At 72.9% G+C, this 13940-nt stretch carries 8 protein-coding genes; 1 reads left to right on the top strand and 7 read right to left on the bottom strand.

Annotated features, from left to right (window positions below):
* Nucleotides 1-11: 11 nt before the first annotated feature.
* From O7610_RS25210 to O7610_RS25200, 3 genes are all read right to left on the bottom strand, one after another.
* Entirely contained in the window at nucleotides 12-956 is a 945-nt protein-coding gene (locus O7610_RS25210; RefSeq protein ID WP_281552874.1) for an acyltransferase domain-containing protein, read from the bottom strand.
* Nucleotides 957-1040: 84 nt separating this feature from the next.
* Nucleotides 1041-1862: an SAM-dependent methyltransferase gene (locus O7610_RS25205; protein ID WP_281552873.1), complete on the bottom strand. Its 822-nt coding sequence runs from the start codon at nucleotides 1860-1862 to the stop codon at nucleotides 1041-1043.
* A 158-nt stretch (nucleotides 1863-2020) separates the two neighbouring features.
* Nucleotides 2021-2590 (bottom strand): TetR family transcriptional regulator, encoded by a 570-nt coding sequence (locus O7610_RS25200; RefSeq protein WP_289212023.1) that lies wholly within the window; start codon nucleotides 2588-2590, stop codon nucleotides 2021-2023.
* Between the two features lie 120 nt (nucleotides 2591-2710).
* On the opposite strand from O7610_RS25200, the gene O7610_RS25195 reads away from it, so the two are divergent.
* Nucleotides 2711-3619 carry an SDR family oxidoreductase gene (locus O7610_RS25195; protein WP_289212022.1) on the top strand — a complete coding sequence of 303 codons (909 nt, stop codon included), beginning with the start codon at nucleotides 2711-2713 and terminating at the stop codon, nucleotides 3617-3619.
* Between the two features lie 21 nt (nucleotides 3620-3640).
* Here the strand turns inward: O7610_RS25195 and O7610_RS25190 are convergent, their stop codons facing one another.
* From O7610_RS25190 to O7610_RS25175, 4 genes are all read right to left on the bottom strand, one after another.
* Nucleotides 3641-5944, bottom strand: coding sequence for an IS1096 element passenger TnpR family protein (locus tag O7610_RS25190; RefSeq protein WP_289212021.1), 2304 nt, complete (start codon nucleotides 5942-5944; stop codon nucleotides 3641-3643).
* Between the two features lie 53 nt (nucleotides 5945-5997).
* Nucleotides 5998-8325 (bottom strand): 2OG-Fe(II) oxygenase, encoded by a 2328-nt coding sequence (locus tag O7610_RS25185; RefSeq protein WP_281552869.1) that lies wholly within the window; start codon nucleotides 8323-8325, stop codon nucleotides 5998-6000.
* A gap of 97 nt (nucleotides 8326-8422) precedes the next feature.
* On the bottom strand, nucleotides 8423-9733 hold the full coding sequence (locus tag O7610_RS25180) for a TIGR02679 family protein (protein WP_289212020.1): 1311 nt from the start codon (nucleotides 9731-9733) through the stop codon (nucleotides 8423-8425).
* The gene (locus O7610_RS25175) at nucleotides 9730-13938 is read right to left on the bottom strand and encodes a TIGR02680 family protein (protein WP_289212019.1); all 4209 of its coding nucleotides are present in this window, start codon (nucleotides 13936-13938) and stop codon (nucleotides 9730-9732) included. The genes O7610_RS25180 and O7610_RS25175 overlap by 4 nt, the downstream gene beginning before the upstream one ends.
* Nucleotides 13939-13940 lie beyond the last annotated feature (2 nt).

Below are 13940 nucleotides of genomic sequence, written 5' to 3'. Positions count from 1 at the left end.
AGCAGGCGTGGTCAGCTCGGGAAGCGACCGCGGCGCCACTGCCAGTGGCGGCCGGCGGACAGGTGGTCGACGACGGCGCGTTGCAGAACGGTACGGCGTGGTAGCGCGTCGAGCGGCGTGCTCAGGGTGCGGAACACGAACCGCAGCACCTCGACGTCGGCGTCCGGCCCGTCCTGCTCCTGGTACGGCTCCAGCTCGAACCGGCGCTGGAACCGGACGATGTTCGAGTCCGCCGGCAGGTACTCCCGCAGTTGCGGGTCGAGCAGCCACGACCCGCAGGCGAACGCCGCGTACCGCCCGTCGGGGAAGTGCCGGGGGAAGAACGCGCGGGCCGCGTCGAGTGACGCGCTGACCGCCTCCGGGGTCAGCGGCCCCGCGTCGGGGATGTGCAGTTCGATGGCGGTGTCGCTGCGGTGGTGCTGCAGCCGGCCCAGCTCGTAGAGGCCGCCGCGCACGTGCAGGGTCAGCCAGGCCTGCATCACCGGCCAGCCCTCGCCACGCATCCGCCGGTCGATGGCGAGGTTGCGGCCCAGGTCCGCGAGGGTCGCCCAGGACACGGCGTCGGCGATGCCGTGGGCGCGGTGGTACGCCCGGACGACGTCGACCAGGGCCAGGTACGCGTACACGTAGAGGTGCCGCCAGGCGGGTCCCCGGTCGCGGGGCAGCTCCGGGCCGGGTGCCAGCCAGCCGTAGCCGCCGAGGTCGGCCCGGACCAGGGCGATCGTCCGGTCGAGCAGCCAGCGCAGCTCCGGAGTCCACAACGGCGAGTCGGGATCCGGCCAGCCGGCCATGATCTCGGCGGCGTCGTCCGGCCGCACCGCGAGCCGGTCCAGGATCGCGGGCGCGTCGGCCCTGGCCGGCAGCGGAGCCGACGGCCGGTCACCGGCGAGCCGGTGCACCCGCTCGACGTCGGCGACGGGCACCCCGAGCCGGGCGGCGGTCTCGTCCAGGTTCACCCGGACGACGCTACCGCCCAGGCCGCAGTTACCGGCGTGCTGCGGGCGACTCGCCTCCGGCAACGGCACTGCCCGGTGCGGCGGTCAGGGAATTCGGGCGACCGCACCGTACACCGACACGTCGGCTGCCGCCGGACGTGGCTGGTCCTGCTCGTCGGCGCGCCAGTCACTCACCACCCCGATCCCGGGTGGTACGAGGTCCAGGCCCTCCACCAGCGCGGCGAACTCGGCGCGTTCCCGGGGCCAGATGTCGGTCTGCCCGGCAGCCAGCATCCGGTCGTAGACCGCTGCGATCGGTGCCGGGAGGAAGTCCTTGGTCGCGTTGCTGACGACCAGGTAGCTGCCCGGCGGCAGCGCGTCGACAAGCTCGGCGACGACCGGCGCGGCCGCCCCTCGACCCGGCAGGAAGTGCAGTACCGCGACGAGCATCAGCCCGACCGGCTTGGACAGGTCCAGGGTGGCGAGCAGGTCGGGATGGTTGAGGATCTTGCCGGGCTCGCGCAGATCGGCCTCGATGTAGGACGTTCTGCCCTGGGTGGTGCTGGTCAGCAGGGCCCTGGCGTGCACCATCACCATCGGATCGTTGTCGACGTACACCACCCGCGACTCCGGCGCGATCGCCTGGGCGATCTCGTGCGTGTTGTCTGCGGTGGGCAGGCCGGTGCCGATGTCGAGGAACTGCCTGATCCCGGCCTCGGCGGCCAGGAACCGGGTCGCCCGGCCGAGGAAGCGGCGGTTTTCTCGCGCCGCGATCGGCGCGCTCGGCCAGGCCGCCGCGATCTGGTCCGCCGAGGCCCGATCGACGGCGAAGTTGTCCTTCCCACCGAGCCAGTAGTTGTATCGGCGGGCCGGATGCGGCACCGAGGTGTCGAGCCGGTCGAACAGCGTTGCGTCGTGGTCGGCCATGAGAACCTCCGGAACCCAGTTGAGTACGCCGGGCCGTCGGCTGTCGCGCCGACGGCCAACGGGCGACCGATCATACTGGACGGTTTACTGTGTGCTGGCCCGGCGGGCGCACCGTCGTCCAGCGACAGCCGTCATGCCGGCAACGTACCGCACGGCAACTACCGTCGAGCAGGCGAGGTGATGGCCTGTAGTTCGCTGGCGACCTCGGCGATCAGGTCGGTGAGCGAGTCGCGGTTGCCGGGCTCGACCCAGCGGGTGTACGCGACCCGGAACACGGTGACACCCGACTCGGTCGCCAGGGTCGCCGCGGTCTGGTCAAGGCCCTTGGCGCACAGCGCGGCAACGACCGCGGCCGCCAGCGAGCCCATCTTGCGCAGCTCACGTTCCTGCAGCTCGGGACTGCTCTCGATGATGGTCTGGCGCACCCGGACCAGCTCGAGCCGGTCGGCGAAGATCTCCTCCGCCACTTGACGGAACGCGGCGACGACCGCTTCGAAGGGGGCGGCGTCCGCCTCGGTCACCGCCTTGACGAGCAGGTCCTCCAGTTGCTCGCTGCCGCCGAACAGCGCCTCGCGTTTGTCGCCGAAGAGCCGGTAGAAGGTGCGTTTGTCGAGGCCGGCACGGGTGGCGATGTCGGTGACCGTGGTCTGTTCGAAGCCGCGTTCACGGAACAGCTCGAAGGCGGCCGCCTCCAGGCGGCCGCGTGCGTCCGGTTGCCAGCGGGCCATGCCGCGATGGTATCCGATGTCACACTACGACATCTTCTTGATCCAGCCATGTCGCCTAGTGACATCACAAGGTAGGGTGATGTCACAAGGCGACATCGGCACTCACGAAGGAACACCAACATGCGCGTATTCGTCACAGGCGCCTCCGGCCACCTCGGCTCGGCGGTCGTGCCGGCCCTGATCTCCGCCGGACACGACGTCGTCGGCCTGGCCCGCTCCGAAGCATCCGCTACCGCGATCGAGAAACTGGGTGCCGGGACGCGTCGCGCCGACCTGTCCGACCTCGACGTTCTGCGCACCGAAGCGAACGCCGCCGACGGCGTCATCCACCTGGCGTTCCGTCACGACCTACTGCTCACCGGCGACCTGACCGGCGCCGCCGGTGCCGACCTGGCCGCCCTCCACGCACTCGCCGACGGTCTGAGCGGCTCCGGCAAACCGCTGGTCGGCACGGGCGGCACAGCCATGCTCGCGATGGGCGGACTCGTCGGCCGCCCCGGCACTGAACACGACGCTCTCCCGAGCGGCTACCGGGTCGACGCGGAGAACTTCGTGATCGGCCTCGCCTCCCACGACGTGCGCTCCTGCGTCGTCCGGCTCGCTCCGACGGTGCACAGCCCGCTCGACCGCAACGGCTTCGTCACCGTCCTCGTCGCCGCCGCCCGGCAGCACGGGTACGCGTCGTACGTCGGCGAAGGCACCAACCGGTGGCCGGCCGTGCACACGCTCGACGCGGCCGACCTCTACCGGCTCGCCCTCGAAAAGGCCCCGGCCGGCTCCCGCCTGCACGCCGCCGCCGACGAAGGAGTCCCCTTCCGACAGATCGCCGCCGCCATCGCCCGCAACCTCGACGTGCCGGTCCGCAGCATCAGCCCCGAGGAAGCCGACGACTACTTCGGCTTCCTCGGGCCGTTCGCCCAACTGGACAATCCGACGTCGGCCGCGATCACCCGGGAACTCCTGGGCTGGTCCCCCAGCCGCCCCGGCCTGATCGCCGACCTGCACGACGGGCACTACTTCCAGGCGTGACGTCCCCGACGCGACCAACGCTCAGCCGAGGTCCTCGGGATCCGGGGTGAGCCGGTCGCGGGCTGCCGCGTTGAACCTGGTCGTACCGAGGCCGTGCTCGACGGCGAGCTCGGTGAGGTCGCCGAGCAGTTCATCGTCCGGGCCGACCTGGTCCAGGTAGTCCATGGTTTCGCGGGCCAGGTCGGACTCCAGGTTCCAGAGCTGGTCGCTGATCGCGGTGAGCGCGGCGGACCAGGCCGCAACAGACTGACTCGGCGCCAGTTCCCACGACTCGAGTTCGGCGGCGAGAATCCGGTGCCGGTCGGCCAAATCGGACACCCACAGCGGCTGCTCGGTCAGTTGCCCGGGTCGCGCCACCGGGACGGCGGCGGTTCGCAGCGCGAACGCCCGCCGCAGGTCTTCCCCGTCGGTGGTGGTCGGCGTGATGTCGCTGAGATAGCTGCGGGCGGCCGCCCGCTCGGGGTCGGCGTAGGCGCGGTCGAACGCCTCGTCGATCTCGGCGATCCGGGCCGCCAGCACCTCGACAGCGGCGGCGGGCAGGCCCTGCTGCTCGGCCGCCCACCCGGCCCAGGCGGTGACGGCGGCACTGAGCCCGGCCCGCTGGGCAAGGGTCAGTTCGAAGGTACGTGGGACGTGTTCGCCGAGGACGTGTCCGAGCCAGACCGGCCCGATCCGGGTCGGCGCCGAACCGTCCGTCCCGGTGGACCCGGCCAGGACCTGCGCCCAGAACCGCAGGACGTCGCCGTCGACGCCCGGCAGGGGTGCGGTGGCGGCCAGGAACCCGTCGACCGCCGCAGCCCGGTCCGCCCGGGTGTGGCGGGCCGGCTCGACCGGTTCGGGCTGTGGGAGCAGGTCGACCCGCTGCGCCACGATCGGCAGCCAGGCCCGGCTCTCGGCCGGCAGGTCAGAACTGACTCGCCGGAGCACGCCGGCCAACGCCCCGGACGCCCACGCCAGGGTGGTCTCTTCCAGGATCACCGGGCCGGCGGCGGTGGCGGCGGACTTTTGCAGCACCTTCCGCAGCGCGTCGACGCTTCGAGACAGGTGGACCACGCTGACCGTGGGGGTGGGGCAGGTGGCGATCTCGACGAGGATGCCGTGTTCGGCGGCGTCGCCGAGGTAGCCGAAGGTCACCAGCACGGCCTCCTGATCACCGAAGGCGTCCCGGTAGCGCCACGCCCGCCGTGGGTCCACCTTGCCGAGCCGCTCGGCCCATGCCGGAAACGGCACTCCATGCCGGGCCAGGTCGGTCAGCGCCTTCCCCGTGACCAGGCCGGGCATCAGGTGGTTCACGGCGGCGACGAACGCCGCCACGTGCGGTCTCGGCCGCCGGTTCGCGATGGAGAGCGCCCCCATCGCCAGCCCGATCGACCCCGACGGTTGGGTCTGGTCGAACCTGGCCAGCAGCTGCGCGGTGTGGATTTCCACGTCCATGGGGTCGGCCCGGTCGCCGAACTCACGGAACGACTCAGCCTCGGCGGCGACCACGTCGGCGCTGGACTCGGCAAGTTCCATCAGCCCATCGATCGCCTGCCTGACCTGGTCGGCGACCGGCTCGGCCGGCCAGCTGCCGTCACCCGCCAGCACGGTGAACGTGTTGCCGGGTCCGCCGGGCCGGATCTCGTCGAGAGTGGCCGTGTGGCGCCACCTCCGGCCGTGGCCGTGAAAGTAGTGGAACTGGTCGCCGAGTTCGGTGGCGATCGACACCAGCCGTTCCCCGTCCGCCGGGACACCACGCTGGCCAGACCCGGGCGCGACGATCGTGTACTCGTCGGTGCGGAAGGCGTACGACCCCTCACCGGGCAGCTCGAAGGCCTCCTGAAGCATCCGGTGGGCCCGATCCAGCGGGGTGTTCGACGGGATGGCAACCCGCCGCCACACCCGCTGCGCCACCCCGTCGAGCTCGACGGTGAGCACCAGCGACGCCGGGTCGGCCGGTTCGACCGCCAGGAACGACGGTGCCGCGCAGCACCTCTTGTACTTGCGGCCGGAGCCGCACCAGCACCCGGCGTTGCGCTCCGGCGGCCAGGCGACGGTGTCGGCGCCCTGCTCACCGAGCCAGCCCACGAAACCCAGCCGGGTCTGCCGGCTGGTCGGGTCCTGGCCGGTCTGTTCCGCGTACGCCAGCAGGCCGGGCACGTCCAGCGCGACGATCCGGATCGGGCCTCGGCCGTCGGTGGACAGGGCCTGCAGCTGCTGTTGAATCTCGCGGCGGTAGTCCGCGTGGTCCCGGTAGTTGGTGGCGTCCAGCAGGCCGCGCTCCCACGCCTGCTCGTAGGCCGAGGGTGGAAAGTACGCCATCTGTCGGACGGCCGTGATCGGCATGCTCGGGTCCTCGTAGCTGTTCGGAGTGGTCGGGGTCGGACCGGCCGGCTCGGTCAGTGGGTGAGCCAGGCCAGGTCTTCCTGGGCGCGGCGGCGGGCCTCGCGTTCGCGATCGAAGAGCGCGTCGGTCTTGCGCAGCACCAGAGTGTACGGTCGCCCGCTGCGCCGGGTCTGATGGTCGACCGGCAGGTCGGCCTGGTCGATGCGGGAGTGGACGTGGCGGCGGCGCTGCTCGGCCAGCGGCCACTCGAAGGTGCGGCGCGCCGGATCGCCGAGGAACGCCACCAAGGTGGTGCACAGCTCGCAGTCGCATCCCTTGGGCAGTTCCACCGACCAGTCGTCGGCGGCCCGAACTGGCCTGGCGAGCCGCTGCTCGAGCCGCCGGGCGGCGTGCGCGGTGAGGGTGTCGAGGCCGGTCACCTGCTGCCCCGCCTGGTCCGCTGCGGTCGCGCGGGTGGCCCGCAGCGTCGACATCGCGCAGCCAAGCACGTCGTCCTCGTCTTGACAGAGGAACTCGACCGGCCCGTCAGCCAGGTCAGCCGTACCGAGGCTGGCGGCACCAGCCAGGACGACGGCGATCTGCGGCCCCAGGTCCGCGAGGTACCTGCGCCGGTCGCGGGCCGCCGGGTAGCTGAGCAGTCCTCGGGCCCGGCCGTGCAGCTCGGACCAGACACCGGCCACCAGCAGCCGGCCGACCAGCACACCCCCGGCGTCGGAGGTGGCCCGCAGCGCCGCGCACATCGCGGGCAGCGATGCCAGCCAGTCCGGGGTCTGCTTGTCGAACAGCGACGAACGGGACAGCCAGTTCCGGCCGAACCAGCCGTTGACCCGATCCCGGGCCCAGGACTCGCCGTAGCGGGTGGCGAGGCGGGCGAGCACCGGGGCGTCGGCCGGCGCCAGCGCCTCCACCCGCAGCGGCGCGAGCAGCATGGCAGCCAGGTCCGGCTCGTCGAGCTCCCAGGCGACCGCCAGTGCCCGCCCGGCAACAAGCTCACCGGCCGCCGGGGTGACCCGCCAGAACGAGGCGAGCGTGGCGGCGCTGCTCCGGGCACCGGCGACGTCCCCGGCCCGCAGCAGACCGGCGAGCCGGTCGAGGGCCCAGCCTGGCGACGCCTGCGCACGGATCGCGAAGGTCCACCGACGTGGCCACACGACGATCGCCGCCCGGCGGTACCACCGGTCCAACGTGTTGCCGTAGTTGCCCATGTACCCCTCGTACTCCGACGATTGGGGCGACAGGTTCGCGGTGGGCGTCGTGGCACACACCTCGTCGTCGGAAACCCGCAGCGACGTCGGCACCACCTCGCCGGACTCGTCCAGCCAGCAGTCGAGGGTCATCGACGAGTCGATGAGCTCTTCGAGCTCGTACTTGCCCGACCCGCTCCCGCCGCTGGGTTCCTCGTCGTTGCGATACCGGCCGTACCGACTCCGGCCCCGACCCCAGCGGCCCCATGATTCCTCGGGGTCGAGGGCGCTCCAGGTCTCCTGCAGCTCCGCCAACGCCAGGGTGACCTCACAACCGGCGGCCTGCGCGGCCGCCCGCACCGCTGCGGCACGTCCGACGTCGTCGCCCTTGAGCCGGTCCCAGCCCAACGCCCGCTGGGTGTACTCGTGGTCCAGCAGGTAGACCAGCCGGGCGGGCCCGTCGGCCGATTCCGCGAAGTGATCGTCCAGGCAGCCGGTCAACTCGGTGACCAGGTCCTGGCCCAGCGAGCCGGCGGCCAGGGTGACCGGGTCACCGGCGAGCAACAGGTTGTAGGTCAACACGATCCGGTGGCCCGTCGTCACCGGCGACACCTGGTGCCGACAGTCGGCGTAGAACGCGACGAAGGTCAGCTCGTCCGGTGACGATTCGTAGCTCCCGGTCCGGCCGGCGTGCTCGATCGACAGCACGCCGCCGGCCGACTCCGACGGCAACGTCACCACCAGGGTGCCGATCATCGCATCAGCCTTCTCCGAATCCTGATGTGGCGCGAAGAACTGGCCGGGCGCGTACACCAGCATCGAGTGCAGCTCGGCGACCAGCTCGCACCCCTGCGGCAGGCCGAGGTCGGCCCGGAGCTGGTCCAGCATCGGGTGGAGCGTCTCGTGCCACCGCTGTTCGTCGATGTCGACGAGGCTCGTCGGGACTTCCCACGTGTCGCGCACCCCGGCGTCCGTCAGCGTCTGCTCACCCTTGCCGAACCTGGCCGGCCGGCCAACTGAGCACAGCTGCTTCGCCTGCTCGGCGGCCGCCGGCAAGGCGATCGGCCCGACACCGCGCACCGCGAGCCTCAGACCATGGGGTGACGCGGTACGACGTGCGCTGAACGCGCCAGCCGGGCCAACGGTGCCCAGTAGCGCGGCCAGTCGGTCAGGCGGGGTAACGGGGGATGCTGGCACGCGCAGACTCTAGGCCAGACAATCCGGTAGGGCCACTCGCACGTCCGTTCAGCGGACAACCGGTGCGACAGTCGACTATGGGCAGGATGATCACGCGCTACTGGGCACCGGACAGGTCGGCGAGGAGGGTGTCGAGGACCAGCTCCTCCTCGACCCGCGTACCGTGCCGGCTCATCGCAGCGGTCAGCTCCGCGTCCCAGCCGGCGTCGACCGGCCGGCCGGTCAGCGTCCCCGACACGGCGCCCACCACGGCCGCGCCCGCCACCGCCGCCCGGTACGCGGCGGCGTCGTAGCGCCACGGCTGCCACGGCACCCGGGAGCGCAACAGGTTGGCGATCCGTACCCCGCCCCAGTCAAAGTCGCCGTGGTAGCGCAACCGCGCGCCACCGGCCGTCAGGCCGGTCAGCAGCCGCAGCGCCGCCGTGCTCGGCTGGCCGTTGACGCAGACCAGCGGCGGACACTCCGGACCGAGCAGGTCGGCCGCCGCGGCCAGCACCGTCGGGTTCTCGCAGACGTGGACGGTGCCGGCCGGGAAAGTCGACCGCTCCCGGCCGAGTTGGCGCAGGGTCAGCACTAGCGGCTCACCGGCCGTCGCGGCGGGCGCCGTCAGGGCGGACAGCCGGCTGCCCGGACTCGCCACGACGTTGAGCGTCAGTACGGTCGACGATAGTTCGTCGACAAGGACACCGGCGCTGTCCCACAGCGCCCGCCGCCGCTGCGCCGGGGACGTCGGTTCGTCGTCCCCGGGCCACCAGACGGCCCGCACCGCCGACAGTACGAGGGTGGCCAGTGGACGGTCGGCGTCGAGGGCGTGCGCGTCGCCGGTGGTCTGCGCGGCGAGCCGGGCCAACGGAGCACCGTCGGCAGGCAACGCCGCCAGCACCGCGACCAGGTGTTCGACGAGCCGGGCCGCCGCGTCCGGCGTACCGGACAGTCGGCGGGCCAGCGCGACCGTGGTGCGGTCGCCGCACCAGTCGGCCAGGTGCGGCGCGCGGCGGCCGAGCCGGTTCAACGGCTCCAGCACGGTACGCCATGCGGCGTCGGCGGCGGCGCGGACCTCGGCGGTCACCGGCACCGGCCCGAGGAGGGTCTCGACGGCGGCGGCCAGCCCGTCCGGGTGCAGGCCGCTGCGGCGGACCACCTGGTCGAGGTCGTCGAGGTTGACCGTCAGCGAGGTGCCCCGGGCGGGTGGCCGCCCAAGCAGCCGTTGCACCGCCAGCCGCTCGGCCGGTGTCGGCTGGCTCAGCGAGATCGTGCCGGTCAGCGGCCGGCCGTGGGCCATCCGCTGGCGGACCCGCTGCACGACCCGTTCGGTGTCGGCCCCGCCGAGCTGCCGGCGCAGCCGATCGAGATCCGGCCCAACCACATCGAGATCCGGCCCGACCACATCGCCGTCCGGTCCGGTCACTCGGCGGACCACAGAGCGGGCTGCTCCGAGCCGTCAGGTCCGGTCGGGTCTGGTCGGGTCGGGTCGGGTTCGCCGTCCGGGCGGGTCGGTCGCTGCTGCGGTACCGCCAGCTCGACCCGAGGCATCCGGTGCCGTTCCCGCCCGTCCCACCGCCACGGGGTGACCAGGACGGCGTCGATGCCGTCGTGCCGGGCCAGCTGCGCGATGCCCAGTCCGGGCACCTGCGGATAGCAGCCCCACTCCCGTTCGCTGGTCATCACCACGTCCAGGTCGAAGGTGGCGAGCAGCCCGAGGCACTTGGCCCGGGAGTCGTCGTCGACCCCGGCGAACGCCTCGTCGAGGGCGATCAGCCGCGGCGCGTGCGCATTGCCCGCCGACCCGTAGTACGAGGACGCGGCGGCGAACAGTGGGATGCTGGCGGCCAGCACCCGTTCACCACCGGAGGCCGGGCCGGTGGCCGGCCGCCACTGCCCGTCCTGGTGGCGTTGGATTGCGAACTCGTGCCAGGCCCGGTAGTCCAACGCCCGGGTGAGCTGCTCGTGCCAGGTCGCCGCCTCGTCGCGCAGCCGTTCCCGGCTGATCTGTTCCTGCAGGAACGCGCCGATCGCTCGACGGTCGGCGTCGTTCCAGACGTCGGTGCTCTGCCGCAGCTGCCGGGCGCGCAGCTCGGCCAGGCCGGGCGGGGCGTCGCGGGTGGGCCGCCACAGCAGCCGCAGCCGCATGCCGGTGGAGGTGGGCCGCTCCTCCAGCTCGCCGTTCATCGTCGCAACCTGCTGCTCGGCGCCGGCGACCAGCTCCTGCAACGCTCCGGCGACCTCGTTGACCAGGTGGGTCTCCAGCACCTCCCGCTCGTGGGCGGAGAGCACCCGCTGCCGTTCGTCGATCTCGGTGACCAGGGCGGCGGACAGGTCCGCGACGGAGCGGCCGTGCCCCTGGAACACCACCTCCACGATCATGGTGTCCTCGCGGACGGCGGGCAGCACCTGGTGTCCGTGCCGGGACAGGCTGTCGGTGAGCACCTTCATGTCCAGGCTGACCTGGTGCTGGATCCGTTCCCAGGGGCGGTCACCGTCGTCGACGTCGGCGAGCAGCCGGTCGACGCCGCGCGCCACGGCCACCGCCGGGGTCGTCGCCCACGGCTGTCGGGTGTCCGGTAGTTCCTGCTCGGGGCAGGCCAGGGCGATCAGGCCGGTGTCGGCGAAGGCCCGCAGCACTTCGACGGCGGCGTCCCGGGTGGCGGTGGCCCCGTCGAGTTCCTCGGTCAGCCGGTCCCGTCGCCCGTCGGCGTCGCCCCGGGCACCCCAGGCGTCGCGTTCGCGCTGCCGGGTCTCCCGGCTTTCCCGCTGGCACTCCTGCTCGGCGTCGGCCACCTCGCGGAGCTGGCGTTCCAGGTCGGCGACGGTCGCGCCGGCGGTCGCGTCCAACGTCTCGAACTCCACCCGGGCCAGCCGGGCCGCCTCGGCCGCCTCGGCCGCCTCGATCGCGGCCGGTTCGAGCTTCTCCTGCTTCTCCTCGTAGGTGCGGGACGCCTCAGCGCGGCGGCGCGTCGCATCGCGTACCCCGGTCAGGGTGGGCCACCAGGCGGCCAACGTCACCTGGTAGTCCTGCAGCCCGTCGCGAACCTCCGCCAGCCCGTCGGCGTCGTGTGGCAGACCCACGTCGTCGGCGAACTCGGTCGCCTCGGCCAGCGCCGTCTGCGCCGCCGAGACCGCCGTACGGTGCCTCGCCGCCGCCTCGTCACGTCGGCCAGCGGTGTCCCGGCGCAACTGGTGGGCGCCACGGACCAGGGTGTGCGCCTCGCGTAGTGGCTGGTCGGAGGGGAGACTCTCGGTCTCGTGGCCGACCGCCCGCCGACGTTCGTCCAGTCTGGTGCGTTGCTCGGCGAGGTCGGCCGACACGGCAGCGAGTTCGTCGGACTCGGCGCGCAGCGCAGCGATCCGGGCCCGGCGGGCCGCTTCCCGGGCGCCGTCGCCGATGTGCTCCGCGTCCGGTTTGGTCCACCGCCCGGTGACGACGCCGATGCCGAAGCCGCCGTCGGTGTCGGCCCAGGTCGCCGCACCGGACTCCGCGCCGAGGCCGATCGCGGCGAGGACGGCGGCGACGGTCGGCCCGGTCAGCGCGGCGGCGTGCGGGTCGGCGTCGTCGATGGCCGGACGCAGCAGCGTCCCGAGGTTCGTCGCCACCTCGTCGGTTGGTCGCAGCAGCGCGTCGCCGCTGTCCGGGTCGCGGACCGTGCCGTCCGGGTCGATCCACGCGTCGAGCACCCCGGCGGCTTCCAGCGCCGCCTCGATGCCGGCACGCACCTGCGGCGGCACGCCTTCAACGAAGTCGACGACCCGCCACAGTGGTGCGCCGGGCCGGTCGAGGCGCAGCTGCGGGGACCGGGTGTGCGGTGCCGGTGGCGGCTGGTGCGCCCCGTCGGTCAGCCGACGCAGCTCGGCGTCGATCTCCCCGACCCGGTCGGCGACCCGCCGTTGCTCGGCCTCCACCGCCGCGTCGGCGCGGGCGATCGCCTCGGCGGCTGCCCGGCTGGCGGCGGTCACCTCCCGGGCGGCCGGGTTGTCCCCGTCGAGGGTGCTCACCCAGGAGTCGAGCCGGCCGAGCACCGCCTCCGGGTCGGCGATAGACAGCTCGACCAGCCCGGTCAGGTACTCGCCGGTGCGCCGTACCAGGGTTTCGCCCTGTTCGGCGGCGGCGGTCTCGGCGTCGGTGACCGCCTCGTCGGCCGCCGCCACCTCGGCGTCCAGCCGGTCGACCTCCTCCCGGGCGCGGTCTGCGAGGGTTCGGGCCGACTCGGCGGCCGCGCGGAGCCGATCGAGGGTACGCAGCGCGGCCCGCCGATCCTGGACCAGCTGGCCGGCGGCCCGGCGCGCCTCGTCGAGCCCATGGGCGGAGTCGTCCGGCAGGGCGGCGAGGACCCGGTCACGGTGCCGGTCGGCGATCCGCGCCGCCGCCGCACCGCCGGCCACCCGGGTACGGGCCGCAGCCTCGTCCCGCTGGGCCGACTGAAGCTCCTGCGCCGTCTGCTCGGCGGTTCGCCGGGTCCGGGCCGCCTCCGCCTCGACGTCACGCAGGCGTTTGGCCTGCTGGTCGGCGAACGTCGCCCGCTGATCGGCCGCCTCCCGCAGCCGACGCAGATGCTCGGCGGTACGCGCCTCGGGGCTTTCCGCCAGCGCCCGTCGGCGCGCCTGCAGCTCGGTGGCGCGCGCGTCCAGCTCGGCCAGTCTGACCTCGGCCTGACGTACCGCCCGGTCGGCCTGCTCGTGCGCCCGCTGCGCGTCGCCCAGCTCGCGGCCCAGTTGCTCGTACCGGCTGTGCTGCTGCCGCAGCACCGCGGCCTTGCGTTTCGTCGCGATCCGCGCGTACTGCCGATAGCGGGTGAGGAAGTCGTCGGCGGCCTTCTTCGTCTCGCGCAGCTCGGTCAGCGTCTCCCGCTCGTCGTCGAGACCCCGGAACGCCTCGGCGACCTGGGCGATCAGGTTCTCGTCCAGCGGCGGTAGCGCGTCGCCGAGCGCCCGGGACAGGGTCTTCTCGTCCGGACGCTTGGACAGCTGCGGCTGCCGCAGCTTGATCAGCAGGGACACCAGCGCGTCGTACCGGTCGCCCAGGCCGAACAGTGCCTCGTCGACCGCCCTCCGGTAGTCGACGGCCCGGTCGTAGAGCATCCCCACCGGGCCGATCGCGTCCCGCAGCCGGTCCCGGGTCGCCGCCGTACCGGTGGGGGTGAGCAGCTGCAGATCGGCGCCGACCCGTTGGCTGGTGACGAAGTACCAGTGCCGGGCGATTCCGCGCCCGGCCACCGCCTTCAGTCCGCAGCCGATGGTCAGGTACCGGGCGGTGCCGTCGGCGTCGCGGCGGCCGAACTCCAGCCAGGTGTAGCCGGTCCGCTCCGGGTGCGGGTGCCGTCCACCGAGCAACAGGTTCCACTCCATCCGCTTGTGCGGATCCCCGTCGGGCTCCACTCGGTACGGTGTCAGCTCACCGTCCAGCAGGAACGGTACGGTCAACGCGAGGACCTTCGACTTGCCGGTGCCGTTGTTGCCCCGCAGCAGCAGACTGCCGCCGTGGAAGTGGAACTCCTCCTGGTCGTAGTAGAAGATGTCCACCAGCCCGGCCCGCAGTGGCTGCCACCGTTCCCGGTCCGGCACCGGCAGCTCCCGGTCCAGCATGGACGTCGGTGCGGCGGTGGTGGCTGCGGCGGTCACGG

Origin of the sequence: Solwaraspora sp. WMMA2065 (genome assembly GCF_030345075.1) — a bacterium.
Lineage (GTDB): Bacteria > Actinomycetota > Actinomycetes > Mycobacteriales > Micromonosporaceae > Micromonospora_E.
The sequence above is the reverse complement of the archived record's forward strand: the minus strand, read 5'-3'. Positions and strand labels throughout refer to the sequence as shown.